Raw genomic sequence first — 16,848 nt, 5'->3', positions numbered from 1 at the left:
CTGCCCGGCTCAAGGGGCACTCACACCGTGCCGATTCCCGAAAACGGGGAACGCGTCCACCAGGACAGGCGGCACACAGGAGGAAGCATGGGCAGCGCCGACGACGGCAACAGCGCGTACGGCCAGAAGGCGTTCAAGCGGTCCAAGAGTCATTTCGCGGACCGGGTCACCGCCGACGGCCGGGACGGCTGGCCGGTGGAGGCCGACCGCTACCGCCTGGTGGTCAGCCGTGCGTGCCCCTGGGCCAGCCGGGCGGTGATCTCGCGACGGCTGCTCGGGCTGGAGGACGCGCTCTCGATGGCGATCGCCGATCCGATCCAGGACGACCGCAGCTGGCGTTTCACCCTGGACCCGGACGGCCGCGACCCCGTGCTGGGCATCCGCTACCTGAGCGAGGCCTACGACAAGCGGGAGAGCGACTATCCGGGCGGGGTCAGCGTGCCCGCGCTCGTGGACGTCCCCAGCGGGAAGCTGGTCACCAACGACTACCAGCAGCTCACCCTGGACCTGGCCACCGAGTGGACGGCCCTGCACCGGGAGGGCGCGCCCGACCTGTATCCGCGGGCACTGCGCGACGAGATCGACACGGTGATGGCGGACATCTACGAGGACGTCAACAACGGTGTGTACCGGGCGGGTTTCGCGACCGGCCAGGAGGAGTACGAGGAGGCGTGCGCGGGTGTGTTCCGCCGGCTCGAACTGCTGACACCGAGGCTGGAACGGCAGCGGTACCTCGTCGGGGACACCATCACCGAGGCGGACATCCGCCTGTTCACCACATTGGTGCGTTTCGACGCCGTCTACCACGGTCACTTCAAGTGCAACCGCTGGAAGCTGACGGAGAACGAGGTGCTGTGGGCGTACGTCCGCGATCTGTACCAGACGCCGGGATTCGGCGACACCGTCGACTTCGACCACATCAAGCGGCACTACTACCAGGTGCACTCCGGTATCAACCCGACCGGCATCGTGCCGCTCGGGCCGGACCTGGCGGGGTGGCTGACGCCGCATCACCGTGAGGAGCTCGGCGGCCGTCCGTTCGGCGACGGGACCCCGCCGGACCCGGTGCCGGCGGCCGAGGCTGTCCCGGCACACCACCAACCCACCACTGACCACTGACCACTGACCACTGACCAAGGAGACTGCCATGGCCAAGAAGAAGAAGCTGCCCCTCGCCTACAAGCCCCTCGGCTTCGTCCTGGGCTGGACGAGCGGAACGGTGGCCGGACTGGCCTTCCAGAAGACCTGGAAGGCGATCCGTCATGAGGACAACGCGCCCGACGCCCTGGACCGTGACCGCGGCTGGGGGGAGATCCTGCTGGCCGCGGCGGTCCAGGGCGCCATTTTCGCCGTGGTCCGCAGCGCGGTGGACCGCGCGGGCGCCACGGCCATCGAACGCTCCACCGGGGTCTGGCCGGCCGACGACAAGGGCGGCCGCGACTGACTCAGCCCTGCTTGGGCGCCGTCGAGGCGACCAGGCGCAGGGTGAAGGAGTGTCCGGCGGGGTCGGCGTATCCGCGTTCCTCGAACGGCCCCGCCGCGTCCTTCGTCTCCAGGGGGCGTCCTCCGAGCTCCACCACCTTGCGCTCCACCTCGTCCAGGTCCTCCACCACGAAGTCGATGTGGGCCTGGAGGGAGTTCTCGGGGCGGGGCCAGCTCGGCGGTGTGGCGTTCACGTCGCGGCGGAATGCCAGCCGGAACCCGTCCGCTCCCCTGATCTCCACGCGGTTCGCGGTCGCGTCGGTCTCCTCGGCCGCCAGCAGCTCCTTGTAGAACACGGCGAGCTTCTCGGGCTCGGCACAGTCGAGCACCACGACCCCCGCTTTCACCAGTGCCATGTCTCCTCCGAAGGGTCCGGCCACGGGGTGTCGACGCCCCGCGGCCCTGTACCTTGCGGATATCCCGGCACGGCCGATTCAGTCGGCGGCCAGCCACCGTCCGTCCCGCATCAGCTCGCGCCCTGTGAGTTCGTTCGCCTCCCGCCAGGCCTGCACGCGTCGCGGGTGGACGCGGAAGTACAGGTAGGGCGTGGTGAGTTGCCGGGGGTCGAAGCCGGTCCGCCCGGCGAACCGGTCCCCCTCCTCCTGGCTCAACTCGTCCTGGGTGACGGTGTCCACGGTCCCTTCGATCATCACGACGTCCCGGGTGGGTCCGAGACCGAGCCGCACCCGGCCGGTCGCCTTCAGGTTCCGGCCGGTGGGACTGGCCTCGGGGGTCGCGAGGAGGAGCACGGAGCCGTCCCAGAGGAACGAGAGCGGGACGAGGTACGGCACCCCCGAGGCGTCGTCCGGGGCCGTGGCGACCCAGACGTCCTCGTCGTGCTCCAGTCGGTGCAGGGTGTCCTGCTTGCGCTGCTTCGCGGGGCGGGGTGGCTGCGGGGCCATCGGCGTAGGTCCTCCTGGCGGCTCGTCAACTGTCGTGATCAGTCTGGTCGTTCGCCCCGGGTTCCGCCTCCTTCTTTCGCCCCAGGGCGTGCCGCAGCGTCACGGCGTGGGCGCCGAACCCCTGGCGTTCGTAGAAGCGGATCGCCTCCGGGTTGGCCGAGTAGGCGGCGACCTCCGCCTGCCGCGCCCCCTGGTCCTCGGCCCAGGCCAGGAACTCCGCCACCAGGCGGGCGCCGACGCGGGCGCGCCGGTGGGCCGGGCGGACGTACAGGCCTTGCAGCGTGGCCGACCTGACGGGTCGCACGGCCGAGGGTTCGGTCAGGGAGCCGGTCAGGTGTCCCACGACCTCGCCGCCGTGCGCCACCACCAGGACGAGCCGGGCCGGGTCCGCCAGGGCCGCCGTGAAGGAGGCCGCCCCGTGCTCGCGCGGCCAGCCGATGTCGACGCTCGGGTCCCTGGTCCCGGCGTCCTCGGCGAACAGGCCCGCGCTGGAGGCGACGAGCCCCGGAATGTCGTCGGGACGGGCGCGGCGGACGGTGAGGCCTTCGTCGGTGGTCATGGCCCGCACGCTAGCGGCTGACACTGACAGCAGATTTCCTGGACGGATGTCCAGCTATAGTGGACACACGTCCAAGAAGTAGGGGAAGCTGATGGAGATCCTGGCGAACGTGCTGGTCGGCCTGGTGGCGGCGCTGCACGTGTACATCCTGGTGATGGAGATGTTCCTGTGGCAGCGGAAGCCTGGGATGTCCTTCCACGGCTTCGACCGGGAGATGGCCCGGGCCACCGCCGCCATGGCGGCCAACCAGGGGCTCTACAACGGCTTCCTCGCGGCGGGCCTGGTGTGGGGTCTGGCAGCCGCGGACCCGACCGGTTTCCGGGCGCAGGTGTTCTTCCTGGTCTGCGTGATCGTCGCGGGCGTGTACGGCGCCGTCACCGCCAACGTCCGGATCCTCGCCGCGCAGGCGTTGCCGGGCGCGCTCGCCCTGGCCGCCGTCCTCCTCGCGCGGTGACCCGCCCCGCCCCCGAGGACCCGCGGGCGGCCCGCACCCGGGCGAAGCTGCGGGAGGTCCTGCTCGCGGAGTGCGCCGAGCGGCCGCTGGAGGAGGTCGGCGTGGCCGCGCTGGTGCGCCGGGCCGGGGTCGGCCGGGCCACCTTCTACGTGCACTACGACAGCCTGGAGGCGCTCGCCGTCGACGCCTGCGCGGACGTCGTACGGGACGCCGTGGAGGCTCTGCACGCCTGGCGCGGGCGGCCCGACCCGGTGCACGCGCCGCCCGCGCTCGCGGAGTTCTTCGCCTCGCTCACCCCGCACACCGCCCTGTACCGGTCCCTGCTCGCTCCGGGCGGCGGCGGACCGCTGGGCCGCGTGCTGCACCGGGACCTGCGGGCCTACAGCCTGCGGGAGCGCGAGCTCGCGGGCGCCGCCGACGCCCCGCTGGTCGCCTCGGCGGTCGCCGCCACCTTCGCCGGCGTCCTCGCCGACTGGCTGCACGGCCTGCTCGACGGCGACGCGTCCGACATCGCCGACCAGGTCTGGCAGTTGCTGGTCGCGCTGCACGCCAGCCGGTGAACTCGGCTCACTTGCAGGCCACTTGTTCCTTGAGCAGGGGCCAGGCCTCCACACCGTCGGGGGTGCGGACGTACGCCGTCCGCCGGTTGTCGGCCACCAGCAACTCCTGGCTCTCGTACCGGTATCCGGTGTCGCGGGCGTCCGCCGGGACGGTGGCCGAGCTCTCGTAGGGCGCGGTGAGCATGCCTGGTTCGAGCAGGCCCTCCGGATCACGGGCGTACGTCCGCGCTCCGAGGTGGAGGAAGTGCACCTCCGTCCAGCCGCAGTGGTCGTCTCCCGGGCCGCTGGCCACCTCAGTGGTCGGCACCCGCTCACCCGCGCGGTCGGTCCAGATCTCGTAGCCGTGGGAGGCCGTCCACTCGGCGGGGAGTTCGGAGGGGTCGCAGGACGCGCTGGTCTCCGGGCCCCAACCGGGCCTGTTCTGCTGGTCCTTGGCGACCACGACGGCCACCTTGGTCCGGCCGCCGACGTCGTAGGAGTACAGGACGCGGTCCGCCTCCCGGCGCTCCACGCGGTAGCCGGAGCGGGGCTCGCCCGGGTCGAACAGGTCGAAGTACAGCTGCAGTCCCTCCTCCGGACCGTCCCCGCCGTCGTCCTTGCTCCAGCCGTCGGGGCCGTTGCCGTTGTGGATCTCCCCCGTGCACTCCAGGGCCCGTCCGGCGGCCCCCGAGACGATCCGCAGCGCCCGCGGTGTGTGCTCGTCCAGTTCCTCGGTGGGGACGTGCATCGGTCCGTCGTAGACGGTGGCCGGTGCGTCGCCCTCGATCACCAGGCCCTCTCCCGACGCACAGCCCACCGTCGTCATGGCCACGGCCGCCAGTGCCACCCACAGCCCTCCGCGCATGCCCGCCCCCTGTACACCGTCCGCCTTCATGATCCTTCGACGCCGGGACGGCCGGGAACGTTCAGCGGGCCGCCGTCTGGAAGGTGCGCCGGTAGACCTGCGGGGAGACCCCGATCGCCGCGTGGAGGTGCTGGCGCAGGGACGCTCCCGTGGCGAAGCCGACGCGGGCGGCGATCTGGTCGACCGACAGATCGCTGGACTCCAGGAGGTGCCGGGCCCGGACCACGCGCTGCTGGATCAGCCAGCGGCCGGGGCTGAGACCGACCTCGTCGTTGAAGCGGCGGGCGAAGGTGCGCAGGCTCATCCGGGCGTGGGCGGCGAGCTCGCCCAGGGTCAGGGGCTCGTCGAGGCGTTCCAGCGCCCAGGCCCGGGTGGCGGCCGTGCTCGCGGCGCCCTGCTCCGGGACGGGCTGCTCGATGTACTGGGCCTGGCCGCCGTCCCGGAACGGCGGGACCACACAGCGCCGGGCGACGGTGTTGGCGAGTTCGCTGCCGTGGTCCTTGCGGACGAGGTGCAGGCAGATGTCCACGCCGGAGGCGGCTCCGGCCGAGGTGAGGATGCGGTCGTCGTCGACGAAGAGCACGTCGGGATCGAGGTCGACGTGCGGGTACAGGCGCCGGAAGTGGTCGGCGAGCTGCCAGTGGGTGGTCGCCCGGCGGCCCTCCAGGAGACCGGCCGCGGCGAGCACGAAGGCGCCGGTGCAGATGGAGACGATCCGGGCGTCGGGGCGGATGAGGGCGAGCGCCTTGCGCACCTCCTCCGGGAGCTCGACGGGCATCCGCTCCGCCGCGACGGGTGTGATCACCACGGTGTCGGCCGTGGCGAGGATCTCGGGTCCGTGTTCCACGCCGATGGTGAAGTCGGCGTTGGTGCGCACCGGTCGGCCGTCGACCGAACAGGTCAGCACCTCGTAGCGGCCGTCGGCGGCGCCGAGGATCCGGCTGGGGATGCCCAGCTCGAAGGGGTAGACGCCGTCCAGGGCCAGCACCACGACCCGCTCGGTCCGCTGCACATGTCGCATGGCACGATCCTATCGAAGCTTGGCAATCATGCCATTTCCCGGACGGGCGGAGCCGGGCAGGCTGAATGACCATGAGCACTGTGAACACCATGCGAGCCATCAGCCAGGACACTCTCGGCGGTCCCGAGGTCCTCCAGGAGATCGAGGTCGAACGCCCCGCGCCGCGACCGAACCAGGTGCTGGTCCGGGTCCGGGCCGCCGGCCTGAACCCGACCGACTGGAAGCACCGCGCCACCGGCGGCTTCCTCGGCGAGCCGCCGTTCGTCCTCGGCTGGGACGTCTCCGGCGTGGTCGAGGCGGTCGGCATCGGCGTCGCGGCCTTCGAGCCGGGTGACGAGGTGTTCGGCATGCTGCCCTACCCGTGGGGCCATGGCTCGCACGCCGAGTACGTGATCGCGCCCGTGCGCGCCCTCACGCACAAGCCGGCTTCGATCGACCACGTCCAGGCCGGCGCGCTGCCCCTCGTGTCGCTGACCGCGTGGCAGGCGCTGGTCGAGAACGCCGGACTGCGGCCCGGACAGCGGGTGCTGATCCACGCCGCGGCCGGCGGGGTGGGCCATGTGGCCGTGCAGATCGCCAAGGCGCTGGGCGCCCATGTGATCGGCACCGCGAGCGCGGGCAAGCACGACTTCCTGCGCGAACTGGGCGCGGACGAGGTGATCGACTACCGGGAGACGGACTTCGCCGAGGCGGTGAAGGACGTGGACGTCGTGCTGGACACGCTCGGCGGCGAGACGTCCGTGCGTTCGCTGCGGGTGCTGCGGCCGGGCGGGATCGTGGTGTCGATCCTGCCGGTCGGCTCGGACGAGTTCGGCGAGGAGGCCGAGCGGCTCGGGGTGCGGGCCGTGCGCATGCTCGTGGACGCCGACCGGGCGGGGATGGAGGCGATCGCCGAGCTGGTCGAGAAGGGCGAGCTGCGGCCCACCGTCGCGGGCACCTTCCCGCTGGCCGATGCCGCCGAGGCGCATGCGCTGGGCGACACCGGCCGGACGAAGGGGAAGCTGGTCCTGGTGACGGACTGACCCCGGGCTCAGAACATCAGCACGGGCTTGATCGCCTTGCCCGCGGCCATGTCCCGCACCGCCTGGTCGATGTCCGCGAACGGATAGACGCTGATCAGGCGGTGCAGCGGGAGCCGGCCTTCCTTCACGAGGCGGACCAGGGCGGGGATGAAGCTCTGCGTCTCGGCGTCGCCGAGGGTGAGTCCGACGACCCGCTTGCCGCCGAGCAGTCCGTTGACGTCGAGGGAGACCTCGGTGCCGAAGGGCGGGGCGCCGACGACGACCAGCGTGCCGCGGGCGCCGAGCGCGTCGACGCCCTGGCGCAGCACGCTCACGTTGCCCGTGGTCTCCACGACACCGTCCGCGCCCTGCCCGCCGGTGATCGCGGCCAGGGCCTCGCCGAGGTTCTCCCCGGCCGCGTCGACGGTGTGGGTGGCACCCAACTCCCGCGCCAGGGTGAGGCGTTCACCGACCCGGTCGACGGCGACGATCGTCGTGGCCGGGGTGAGAGCGGCGGCCATGACCGCGGACAGGCCGACGGCTCCGGCGCCGAGGACGACGATCGTGGAGCCGGTGACCGGCTTCAGTACGTTCCACACGGCACCGACTCCGGTCTGCACTCCGCAGCCGAGCGGGGCGACGGACTCCAGCGGCACCTCCGGGTCGACCTTGACGAGGCTGCGCTCGTCGACCAGGGCGCGCTCGGCGAAGGAGGACTGGCCGAAGAAGTGTCCGCCGAGGGGTTCGCCGTCCCGGCTGATGGTGCTGGTGCCGTCGGATCGGCGGCCGCCGAGGAGGTTCAGCGGCAGCCAGGTCGCGCAGTAGGCGGGGTGTCCGCCGGCGCAGTTGCGGCAGTCGCCGCAGGAGGTGAACGACAGCACGACATGGTCGCCGGGGGTCACACCGGTGACGGCGGAACCCACGGCCTCGACGACTCCCGCACCCTCGTGCCCGAGAACTCCGGGCAGCGGGAAGGGCAGTCCCCCGCTCGCCACGCCGAGGTCGGTGTGGCACAGGCCGGTGGCGACCATGCGGACGAGCGCCTCACGGGGTCCCGGTTCGTCGAGGGTGACGTCGGAGAGGGTGAAGGGCGCGCCGCCGGACTCGACCACTGCGGCACGGGTGGTGATGGACATCGTACGAACTCCTCTGCGGGCGCTCAGTCGAGCGAGACGACGACGGACTTGACCTTGGTGTAGGCGTCGAGCGCCTCGGGGCCGTACTCACGCCCGTAGCCGGAGTCCTTGACCCCGCCGAAGGGCACCGCGGGGTCGAGCATCGCCCAGTCGTTGACCCAGACGATGCCCGCCTGGAGCCGGTCGGCGATCCGGTGCGCCCGGGCGAGGTTGGTCGTCTGGACGCCCGAAGCCAGGCCGTACGGTGTGGAGTTGGCGAGCGCGACGGCCTCGTCCTCGGTGTCGAAGGGCTGCACGGTCAGGACCGGGCCGAAGATCTCCTCCTGTACGACGCGGGAGTCGTTGGACAGGTCGGCGATCACGGTGGGCCGGTAGTAGAAGCCGCCGTCGAGATCCAGGCGTTCACCGCCGCAGACGATCCGGCCGCCCTCCTTGCGGGCCAGGTCGACGTACTCCTCGACCTTCTTCAGGTGCTTCTCCCCCGCCATCGGACCGACGACGGTCCCGGGATCGCGCGGGTCGCCGACCGGTACGCCGGGCACGGCGTCGGCGAGGATGCCCAGCAGGGTGCTGTAGACCGGGCGCGCCACGAGCAGGCGCGGGCCGCCCATGCAGAACTGGCCGGTGTTGAAGACGAACGCCTTGATGATCGCGCCGACCGCCTTCTCCAGGTCGGCGTCCTCGAAGACGATGTTGGCCGCGTTGCCGCCGAGCTCCATGGTGACGGGCTTGAGGGCCTCACCTGCGGTCGCGGCCACGTGCCGGCCGATCGCGGTGGAGCCGGTGAAGGCGACCTTGTCGATCCCCCGGTGGCGCAGCAGGGCCTCGCCGGCCACCGGCCCGGCGCCGGTGACGACGTTGACGACCCCGTCCGGGACACCGGCCCGCTGGAGCAGTGAGGCCATATAGAGGGCACTGAGCGGGGTCTCGTCGGCCGGCTTGTGCACGACCGTGTTGCCGGCGGCGAGGGCGGGGCCGATCTTGGAACCGGCGAGGATGAGCGGGAAGTTGAAGGGGGTGATCGCGGCGACCACGCCGAGCGGTTCGCGTCTGGTGTAGGCGAGGGCGTTCATGGGGGTGTTGCGGACGGCGCCGTCCAGGGAGTGGGCGAGGGCCGCGAAGTGCTCGTAGTCGTTGGCCGCGTTGGTCACGTCCACGGCGTGGCACAGCGAGATCGGCTTGCCGACGTCGAGGCTCTCCAGTTGGGCGAGGTCGTCGGCGTTCTCGCGGATCAGCTCGGCGACCCGGTGCAGGATCCGGCCACGCTCGCGGCCGCTGAGGCCCGACCAGGCGCCGTCGTCGAAGGCGTCCCGGGCGGCGCGGACGGCCGCGTCCACGTCGGCGGCGCCGGCCTCCGCGACGGTGGTGAGGACCGCGCCCCGGGACGGGTCGACCACCTCGGTGCGGGCGCCGTCGGCGGCCTCGCGCCACTGGCCGCCCACGAACAACCGCCCGGGTTCGATCTCGATGGAGGACATCGCCGCTCCTCAGCTTCGTCGCCAAGATTTCAACAAACAGGATTCCTGTTGGTTCGCAGTCTCTTTACAGACAGGTTTCCTGTCAATGGCCTAGCCTGATCCCATGCTCGACACACAGGTGACCAGGGCGTCCCCGTCACTCCTCTACATGGTGAAACAGGTGGAGCTCGTCGTCCGTTCCCATCTGGACGAGCTGGTCAGGCCGTCCGGGATCACCGCTCTGCAGTACACGGCCCTCACGGTCCTGGAGCGGCACGACGGACTGTCCGCGGCGCAACTGGCCCGGGACTCCTTCGTCACCGCCCAGTCGATCGCCGATCTCGTGCGCTCCCTGGAGACCCGCGGGCTGGTGCGCCGGGAGCGCAATCCGACGAACCGCCGCGAGCGGCTGATCCTGCTGACCGAGGAGGGGCGCGCGCTGCTCGATCGGCACGCGGGCCCCGTGCGGGAACTGGAGGAGCGGATGGTGCGGGACCTCACCGCGCACCAGACCGAGCAGTTCCGGCAAGCGCTGACCAGGGCCTGGCACGCCTTGTCGTGAGCCGGGCGCGAGCCCCGCGTGAACACGGCGCGAACTAGCGCCGCAAATCAAAGACATATGTCAATCGAACATGCTCAAATTCACTCCATCGAGGGTAACTTGCAGGGCAGGGAAAGGGTTTTCGCGCACCCCATGCCCCCCAAGGAGCCGGTTGGAGGCGATGTCGTCGTGCAGCAGGAACCCGCGCCGCCGTCCCGGCATCTGCGCGTCCACCAGGACCGCGGCCACACCGTGCTGGAGTTCCACGGCGAGATCGACATCGCCGCGGCCGCCGAGCTCCTCCCCCATCTGGACCGCTTCACCGGGCAGCCCGGGGCGCGGCTGGTCATCGACCTCAGTGCGGTGGAGTTCTTCGACTGCTCCGGGCTGCGGCTGCTGTACCGGGCCCGCTCGCGCGTGCTCGCCCACCACGGCACGCTGCTCCTGGTCTGCACGCACCCGCTGACCCTGCGGATCGTCCGGGTGACCGGCCTGGCCCGGCTGCTGCCCCCGCTGCCGTCGCTGGACGCGGCCCTGGGACAGCCCGAGGCGACGTCCGAGACGTTATGACCGAGGGCACTCCCGGTCACCGGATCGATGCCCAGGCCGTCCCGCGCCGCTTCCCGGCTATTCGCTCCGGGGCGCGTCGAACAGGGCGCTGACGGACTCGCCGTTGTGAATGCGCCGTACGGCCTCGGCGAGGGCGGGGGCGATGGACAGGATCCGCAGCTTGTCGGTGCGCTCCTCGTCGGGGACCGGCACGGTGTTGGTGCACACGATCTCCAGCACGTCGGGCTGCTCCCCGATCCGCTTGAGGGCGCCGTCGGCGAACAGCCCGTGCGTACACGCGACCCGGATGGACCGCGGGCCCAACTCCCGCAGTCTTTCGAGCAGTTCCAGGACCGTGCTGCCCTTGGCGATCTCGTCGTCCAGCACGATGACGTCCCGCCCGGCGATCTCGCCGATGACGTCGCTGATGCTGACCCGGTCGTCGGCGAACCGCTGCTTGGCGCCGGCGGCCACCTGGGCGCCGATCAGCCGGGCGAAGGCGGCCGCCTCCTTGGCGTTGCCGAGGTCCGGGGAGACCACGGTGGTACGGGAGAGGTCGTACTGCTGGAAGTGCGCGGCCAGCTCGCGCAGGGCGTGCAGGTGGTCCACGGGCACCGAGAAGAAGCCGTGCACCTGCGGGGAGTGCAGGGTCATGGCGAGGACCCGGCTCGCCCCGGCCGACACCATCAGGTCGGCGACGAGGCGTCCGCCGAGGGAGATACGGGGCGCGTCCTTCTTGTCGGAGCGGGCGTAGGAGTAGTGCGGCATGACGACGGTGATCCGGCGCGCGGAGGCACCGCGGGCCGCGTCGCACATCAGCAGCAACTCCACCAGGTGCTCCTGGACCGGCCTGACCAGCGGCTGCACGAGGAAGACGTCCCGCTCCCGGCAGTTGGCCTGGAGCTGCACCTCCAGGCAGTCGTTGGCGAACCGGCTGACCCGGGTGGGGCTGAGCGGCACCCCCAGATGCGCGCAGACCTCCGCCGCCAGTTCGGGGTGGGCGCTACCGCTGAACACGGCGATGTCTCGCACGGATCCGCTCCTAGGATGATCATCTCGGCTTGCCGGGCTCATGCTACTGGCCCACCCGTCGGCCGGCCGGGCGTCGAAAACCGGTTGCGGTGCCCCGGCCGGCGGGCGTCATCATGGCCACCGTCCCGGTTCCCTCACGTCAGGATCACCCGCATGCGCCGACTCCTCGAATCGACCCAGCGCCCCCTTCGGCCCACGGTTCTCGAGGACTCGACCCCGTATGCACGCCCTGAACATCGGCATTCTGGCCCACGTCGACGCCGGTAAGACCAGCCTCACCGAGCGCCTGCTGTTCGACCACGGCGCGATCGACCGGCTCGGCAGCGTCGACACCGGCGACACCCGCACCGACGACGGCGCGATCGAGCGGCAGCGCGGCATCACCATCCGCTCCGCCGTCGCCTCCTTCACCGTCGGCGGCACCCGGATCAACCTCATCGACACCCCCGGCCACTCGGACTTCGTCGCCGAGGTCGAGCGCGCCCTGGAGGTCCTCGACGGGGCGGTGCTGCTGCTGTCCGCCGTGGAGGGCGTCCAGGCACGGACCCGGGTGCTGATGCGGACCCTGCGCGGGCTGCGGATGCCCACGCTGATCTTCGTCAACAAGATCGACCGTACCGGCGCCCGCGACGAGGCCCTGCTCGCGGACATCCGGCGCAGGCTCACGCCGTGCGTCGCCCCGCTCACGGAGGTGTCGGGCATCGGCACCTCCGTCGCCCGGGTGGCCGCCCTGCCCGGGGACGGCAAGCTGGCCGAGGCCCTCGCCGAGGTCGACCCGGGCGTCCTGGCGGCGCTCGTGGACGGCCCCGAGCCCAGCCCGGACGACCTGGGCGAGGCCCTGGCCGCCCGCACCGCCGACGGCTCCTTCCACCCGGTGTTCTTCGGCTCGGCCCTCAGCGGCCAGGGCGTGGCCCACCTGGTCGAGGGCATGACCCAGCTGATCCCGGCCCGCCCCGCGCCACGGGAGGGCGAACCACGCGGCACGGTGTTCGCCGTCCGCCCCGGCCCGGGCGGTGAGCGCACCGCCTTTCTGCGGCTCTACGAGGGTGAGGTGAGGGAACGTCAGCGGCTGACGTTCCTCAGGCGGGAGGCCGACGGCGCCACGAGCCGGATCCACGGGCGGGTGACCCGCCTGGGCGGGCCCCTCACCGCCGGGACCATCGCCGCGCTGGCCTTCTCCTCCGGACTGCGCGTGGGCGACCGTCTCGGCGAACTCACGGACCGGGCAACGCAGTTCGCGCCCCCGACCCTGGAGACCCTGGTCACCGCCCGCCATCCCGGCCAGGCGGCCCGACTGCGCTCGGCCCTGCTGGCCCTCGCCGACCAGGACCCCCTCCTCCACGCGCGTCCCGCGGCCGGCGGCGCCACCGCACTGCTCCTCTACGGCGAGGTCCAGATGGAGGTGCTCGCGGCGACCCTCGCCCAGGACTTCGACGTCGAGGCGGACTTCGCGCCGGGCCGGGTGCGCTGTCTGGAGCGTCCCCGCGGCACCGGGGAAGCCGCCGCGGAGAACCCCTGGCATCTCGGGACCCGTCTCTGGGCGACGATCGGCCTCCGGGTCGAGCCGGGTGAGCGCGACTCCGGCGGGGTCTTCGCCTACGAGACCGAACTCGGCGTGCTGCCACGGGCGTTCCACCAGGCCGTCGAGGAGAGTGTGCACGCGGGCATGCAGTCGGGGCTGACCGGCGCGGCCGTGACGGACTACCGGGTCACCCTCGTCCGCTCCGGTTTCGTGGGACCGCTCAGCACCGCCGCCGACTTCCGCGGGCTCACGCCGGTCGTGCTGCGGCGGGCCCTGGAGCGGGCGGGGACCCGGCTGTTCGAGCCGTACCACGCGTTCGAGGCCGAGGTGCCGCCGGCCGCGCTGGCCTCGGTCACCGGTCGACTCGCCGCCGCCGGGGCCGAGTTCACGGGCACGACCGGCAACACCACGGCCTGGGTGATCACCGGTGAGCTCCCGGCCCGGCGGGTGCGGGAGATCGAGCTGCGGCTGCCCGGGCTCACCCACGGTGAGGGGGTGTGGTGGTCCAGGCCCTCGGGCGACCGCGAACTCAAGCCGCACTAGAAGTGCTCACCAGGACACCGGCAGCCGCCGCGGCCCCCGGGTCATCTGGCCCTCCCGCCACGCGATCGTCTCCGGGGTGAACTCGGCCCGCAGGCCGGGGAACCGGACCGCCAGCCGGTGCAGGGCCAGCCCCAGCTCCAGACGGGCCAGCCAAGCGCCCAGGCAGTGGTGCGGACCCGCCCCGAACACCACGCTCGGGGTGGTCAGCGGGGCGAACAAGTCGGTCTCCTCGGGGCGCGGGAAGACGTCCGGGTCCCGGTTGGCCGCGTTGGTCTGGACGGCGACCACGGCCCCCGCCGGGATCGTCACCCCGCCGACCTCGGCGTCCGCGACGGCCCGGCGGATCAGCCCGGGCAGCACCCTGCCCTCGCTCAGCGGGATCGTGCGCAGCAACTGTTCGACGGCGGTCTCGGCCGCCTCCTCGCTCTCGGCGAGGCCCGGCCAGGCCTGCCGCCCGTCGGTGAGGAGGTGGACGACGATGTTGCCGAGGGCGGTCATGGTCGTCTCGTGTCCGGCGACGACCAGGCCCAGGACCAGGACGACCAGGCGCGGCTCCTCGATGCCGAGCCCGTCGCCCGCGGCGACCAGGGCGCTCACCAGGTCGTCGCCCGGCTCCTCGCGCCGCTCGGCGACCAGTTCCGCGCAGAAGCGCCCGAACGCCCGCATCGCCGCGCCGACCTCCTCGGCGGTGTGCGCGCCGCCGGACAGGGCGTGGTCGGCCCAGTCGCGGATGCGCTCCCAGTCGGCGTGCTCGAGGCCCATCAGCCGGGAGATCACCGAGACCGGCAGCTTGCGGGTGAACCCCTCGACGATGTCGGCGGGCTGCGGCTGCCGGGCAAGGTCGTCGAGGAGGGACTCCACCACGGAAGCGGTCCAGGGCCGCCAGCGGGCGATCGCGCGCGGGGTGAAGGCCCGCTGCACGGTGCCGCGCAGCAGTTGGTGCGAGGAGCCGTCCTGGTTGAGGAGGCCGTCCGGGGAGTCCAGCAGGTTCGGCACGAGGAGCAGCGGCGGGGCGTCCTCGGCGTGCAGCGACCGCCGGTCGAAGCGGGGATCCATGAGCACCTGGCGCACGTCGGCGTAGCGGGTGACGAGCCACACCGGGGTGCCGGTGGCCAGGGCGGTGAGCCTGGGCGGGCCGTTCTCCGGCAGGGGGATGCGGTGCATGGGGCGAAGGGTCCGGGACGTGCTGTCCGTGCTCATCCGGGTCTCCAGACACGCCGGCGGGCAGAGGTCTCCACGCTAGTGCGCCGCTCATGCCCCCGTCTGTGTCGCAATTGGCCAACAAGACGGACCGGCCTGGCTTTTGGGGGTCATCCGTGGGCATCCGTGCAGTAGGAAGGAGGGCCGTCGCATGACGACTCCCATCAGGCGCGTGTCCAGGCGCATGCCGGGCTGGGCGAAGGTGCTGACCGCCGTCGTGGTGGTGCTCGTGGTGTTCTTCGCCGGTATCCGGTTCAGTGTGCTTCCCGGCCTCAAGGACCTGTTCGGCACGGAGACCCACGACCGCTCGGGTCCCGCACTCCTGGAGTCCATCCAGGACATCAGCCGTTACGACGCCGCCTCCGGCAATTTCCAGGTCGTCGTGGACCTGGAGAAGGACACGAAGTTCCTGCCGGACGCGATCCGCGGCTCCCGCACCCTGTACGTCGGGGCGGGCGCCGTCGACGCCTACGTGGACCTCGGCAAGGTCGCCAAGGACGACGTGACGGTCAACGAGGACCGCACGGCCGCCACCCTGCACCTCCCGCACGCCCAGCTCGGCAAGGCCACGCTGGACGCCGACCGCTCCTACGCGGTCTCCAAGCAGCGCGGTCTGCTCGACCGGCTCGGCGACTTCTTCTCCGACAACCCCAACAGCGAGCAGGCGGTGCAGAAGCTCGCGGTGAGGCACATCACCGAGGCGGCGAAGGAGAGCGAGCTGACCAAGCGGGCCGAGACCAACACCACTCACATGCTCAAGGGCCTGCTGGGGTCCCTCGGCTTCAAGAAGGTCGAGGTCACCTACGGCACCTGATCAGCCGCCGAGCACCCGGGCCACGTAGTCGCCGCCGTACCGGACCGCAGGGGCAGCCCCGCGTCCGGTGCGGCGAACGCCTTCCGGCGGGATACGGCGAGGAGACAAGGGCCCCCGGCCGACAGGGTCGAGCAGGACGCCGGCCGGGGCCCGGTGGACAGGGGGAGCCCGCCCGCGGACCCGGTCTCGTTCACGGAAGGCGCGACCAGCCTCGCGAATCCGGGGGCCGCGCCGTGCAGGGCGGGCTCGTCGCCGCCTCCCCGTCGTCGTGGCCCGGGAAAACGCCCGTCGCGCGCAAGGCGAACACCGCCCCCCGGGGGGCGTGCGGTAGCGGCTCGCGCGGTACTCAGCCCCCACTGCTCCGACCGTCCAAGGGAAACCGGAGTCCGGTCGAGGTGCGGCGGCATCCTCGGAACGTTCAGGGGTAATCGCCTTACGACACAGGGAAGTTGATGAGCGGAGGAATGTAATGGCCTGGGCGCCCTCACGTTCGCGAGCGGGGTCGGACACCGGCACCCCCAAGACCGAGCGCGCGGCGGAACCCGCCCGTCCCCGGCGGGATCCGCTCTCGCTCGTCGTCCGTTTCGTGGCGATGGTGTTCGCCTTCGCGTTCATGGTGGCGTTCGCCGTCGTGCTGGCCCGGCTGACGCTCGAACCCTCGCCCGCGTCGGTCGATCTGACCCACACCAACCTGCACCCCGGCGCGTCCCTGAAGGCCTATCTGGACCAGCCCGAGATGCGGGACGCGGTCAAGCAGATCGGCGGGAACATCCTGCTGGGCGTGCCGTTCGGCATCCTGGTCCCGATCATCGCCCCGAAGACCCGCGGAATGCTGCGGATCGTGCTGCTGACGGCCGTCGTGATGCTCCTGGTCGAGTTCGCGCAGGGCGCGCTGGTGGAGGGCCGGGCCTTCGACATCGACGACGTCATCCTCAACACCTCCGGCGCCCTGATCGGCTATCTGCTGCTGGGGCGGCGGCTGAGCCGGGCGGTGCACAAGCCGGCGAAGGAGAAGAAGGCATAGGCGGTCCGACGGGCCGCTCTACTTCTGGTCTGTACCAAAGTATTGACGACCCCTTAACTCACTCCTTAAATCAAGAGGCGACACCTTCACCCCCCACTCCCGAAGGATGAGCCGTGGCCGCCTCACGCCTGCTGCGCGGATGTCTCCTCACCGCGCTGTCCGCCGTACTGTACCGCCTCCGGTACAGTACGGCGGACAGCGCGGTGA

19 protein-coding genes are annotated in these 16,848 nt (G+C 71.8%); 10 read left to right on the top strand and 9 right to left on the bottom strand.

Annotation, left to right across the window (positions count from 1 at the left end; translation table 11 throughout):
* The first annotated feature begins 87 nt into the window (after window positions 1-87).
* Entirely contained in the window at window positions 88-1,119 is a 1,032-nt protein-coding gene (locus AOJ26_RS32985; protein ID WP_053852039.1) for a glutathione S-transferase family protein, read from the top strand.
* A 28-nt stretch (window positions 1,120-1,147) separates the two neighbouring features.
* Window positions 1,148-1,444 carry a DUF4235 domain-containing protein gene (locus AOJ26_RS32980; protein WP_053852038.1) on the top strand — a complete coding sequence of 99 codons (297 nt, stop codon included), beginning with the start codon at window positions 1,148-1,150 and terminating at the stop codon, window positions 1,442-1,444.
* A gap of 1 nt (window position 1,445) precedes the next feature.
* Here the strand turns inward: AOJ26_RS32980 and AOJ26_RS32975 are convergent, their stop codons facing one another.
* The 3 genes from AOJ26_RS32975 to AOJ26_RS32965 all read right to left on the bottom strand — a co-directional run bounded on the left by AOJ26_RS32975 (window position 1,446) and on the right by AOJ26_RS32965 (window position 2,943).
* Window positions 1,446-1,838, bottom strand: coding sequence for a VOC family protein (locus AOJ26_RS32975; protein WP_053852037.1), 393 nt, complete (start codon window positions 1,836-1,838; stop codon window positions 1,446-1,448).
* Window positions 1,839-1,916: 78 nt separating this feature from the next.
* On the bottom strand, window positions 1,917-2,384 hold the full coding sequence (locus tag AOJ26_RS32970) for a pyridoxamine 5'-phosphate oxidase family protein (protein ID WP_053852036.1): 468 nt from the start codon (window positions 2,382-2,384) through the stop codon (window positions 1,917-1,919).
* Window positions 2,385-2,409: 25 nt separating this feature from the next.
* On the bottom strand, window positions 2,410-2,943 hold the full coding sequence (locus AOJ26_RS32965; protein ID WP_053852059.1) for a GNAT family N-acetyltransferase: 534 nt from the start codon (window positions 2,941-2,943) through the stop codon (window positions 2,410-2,412).
* Window positions 2,944-3,034: 91 nt separating this feature from the next.
* Here AOJ26_RS32965 and AOJ26_RS32960 point away from each other — a divergent pair, with 91 nt between their 5' ends.
* Together AOJ26_RS32960 and AOJ26_RS32955 are read left to right on the top strand one after the other, a co-directional pair.
* Window positions 3,035-3,397, top strand: a complete 363-nt coding sequence (locus AOJ26_RS32960) for a DUF1304 domain-containing protein (protein ID WP_053852035.1) — start codon at window positions 3,035-3,037, stop codon at window positions 3,395-3,397.
* Entirely contained in the window at window positions 3,394-3,957 is a 564-nt protein-coding gene (locus AOJ26_RS32955) for a TetR/AcrR family transcriptional regulator (protein ID WP_053852034.1), read from the top strand. The genes AOJ26_RS32960 and AOJ26_RS32955 overlap by 4 nt, the downstream gene beginning before the upstream one ends.
* Before the next feature lie 7 nt (window positions 3,958-3,964).
* On the opposite strand, the gene AOJ26_RS32950 is transcribed toward AOJ26_RS32955, so the two are convergent.
* Together AOJ26_RS32950 and AOJ26_RS32945 are read right to left on the bottom strand one after the other, a co-directional pair.
* Window positions 3,965-4,801, bottom strand: a complete 837-nt coding sequence (locus AOJ26_RS32950; RefSeq protein WP_053852058.1) for a hypothetical protein — start codon at window positions 4,799-4,801, stop codon at window positions 3,965-3,967.
* Window positions 4,802-4,862: 61 nt separating this feature from the next.
* On the bottom strand, window positions 4,863-5,822 hold the full coding sequence (locus AOJ26_RS32945) for a GlxA family transcriptional regulator (RefSeq protein ID WP_053852033.1): 960 nt from the start codon (window positions 5,820-5,822) through the stop codon (window positions 4,863-4,865).
* A 71-nt stretch (window positions 5,823-5,893) separates the two neighbouring features.
* On the opposite strand from AOJ26_RS32945, the gene AOJ26_RS32940 reads away from it, so the two are divergent.
* Window positions 5,894-6,844: an NADP-dependent oxidoreductase gene (locus AOJ26_RS32940; RefSeq protein ID WP_234358732.1), complete on the top strand. Its 951-nt coding sequence runs from the start codon at window positions 5,894-5,896 to the stop codon at window positions 6,842-6,844.
* Window positions 6,845-6,852: 8 nt separating this feature from the next.
* Here AOJ26_RS32940 and AOJ26_RS32935 read toward each other — a convergent pair whose 3' ends face one another.
* Together AOJ26_RS32935 and AOJ26_RS32930 are read right to left on the bottom strand one after the other, a co-directional pair.
* Window positions 6,853-7,959, bottom strand: a complete 1,107-nt coding sequence (locus AOJ26_RS32935; protein ID WP_053852031.1) for an NAD(P)-dependent alcohol dehydrogenase — start codon at window positions 7,957-7,959, stop codon at window positions 6,853-6,855.
* Window positions 7,960-7,982: 23 nt separating this feature from the next.
* Complete coding sequence (locus AOJ26_RS32930) at window positions 7,983-9,437, bottom strand: aldehyde dehydrogenase family protein (RefSeq protein ID WP_053852030.1); 1,455 nt, start codon at window positions 9,435-9,437, stop codon at window positions 7,983-7,985.
* Window positions 9,438-9,540: 103 nt separating this feature from the next.
* Between AOJ26_RS32930 and AOJ26_RS32925 the strand changes: the two genes are divergently transcribed.
* Together AOJ26_RS32925 and AOJ26_RS32920 are read left to right on the top strand one after the other, a co-directional pair.
* The gene (locus tag AOJ26_RS32925) at window positions 9,541-9,978 is read left to right on the top strand and encodes a MarR family winged helix-turn-helix transcriptional regulator (protein WP_053852029.1); all 438 of its coding nucleotides are present in this window, start codon (window positions 9,541-9,543) and stop codon (window positions 9,976-9,978) included.
* A 132-nt stretch (window positions 9,979-10,110) separates the two neighbouring features.
* Window positions 10,111-10,527, top strand: a complete 417-nt coding sequence (locus AOJ26_RS32920; RefSeq protein WP_053852028.1) for an anti-sigma factor antagonist — start codon at window positions 10,111-10,113, stop codon at window positions 10,525-10,527.
* 57 nt (window positions 10,528-10,584) lie between these two features.
* On the opposite strand, the gene AOJ26_RS32915 is transcribed toward AOJ26_RS32920, so the two are convergent.
* The gene (locus tag AOJ26_RS32915; protein WP_053852027.1) at window positions 10,585-11,538 is read right to left on the bottom strand and encodes a ribose-phosphate diphosphokinase; all 954 of its coding nucleotides are present in this window, start codon (window positions 11,536-11,538) and stop codon (window positions 10,585-10,587) included.
* A 220-nt stretch (window positions 11,539-11,758) separates the two neighbouring features.
* Between AOJ26_RS32915 and otr(A) the strand changes: the two genes are divergently transcribed.
* Window positions 11,759-13,603 carry a tetracycline resistance ribosomal protection protein Otr(A) gene (gene otr(A), locus AOJ26_RS32910; RefSeq protein ID WP_053852026.1) on the top strand — a complete coding sequence of 615 codons (1,845 nt, stop codon included), beginning with the start codon at window positions 11,759-11,761 and terminating at the stop codon, window positions 13,601-13,603.
* A 6-nt stretch (window positions 13,604-13,609) separates the two neighbouring features.
* On the opposite strand, the gene AOJ26_RS32905 is transcribed toward otr(A), so the two are convergent.
* Complete coding sequence (locus AOJ26_RS32905) at window positions 13,610-14,803, bottom strand: cytochrome P450 (protein WP_053852025.1); 1,194 nt, start codon at window positions 14,801-14,803, stop codon at window positions 13,610-13,612.
* Between the two features lie 151 nt (window positions 14,804-14,954).
* On the opposite strand from AOJ26_RS32905, the gene AOJ26_RS32900 reads away from it, so the two are divergent.
* Both AOJ26_RS32900 and AOJ26_RS32895 read left to right on the top strand, forming a co-directional pair.
* A complete protein-coding gene (locus AOJ26_RS32900) occupies window positions 14,955-15,617 on the top strand; it encodes a DUF4230 domain-containing protein (RefSeq protein WP_053852024.1) in 663 nt (220 codons plus the stop codon).
* A gap of 469 nt (window positions 15,618-16,086) precedes the next feature.
* Window positions 16,087-16,641, top strand: coding sequence for a VanZ family protein (locus AOJ26_RS32895; RefSeq protein ID WP_053852023.1), 555 nt, complete (start codon window positions 16,087-16,089; stop codon window positions 16,639-16,641).
* Window positions 16,642-16,848 lie beyond the last annotated feature (207 nt).

The organism is Streptomyces sp. NRRL B-24085 (assembly GCF_001282115.1).
GTDB lineage: Bacteria > Actinomycetota > Actinomycetes > Streptomycetales > Streptomycetaceae > Streptomyces.
This window is presented reverse-complemented; position numbering and strand designations above follow the sequence as displayed.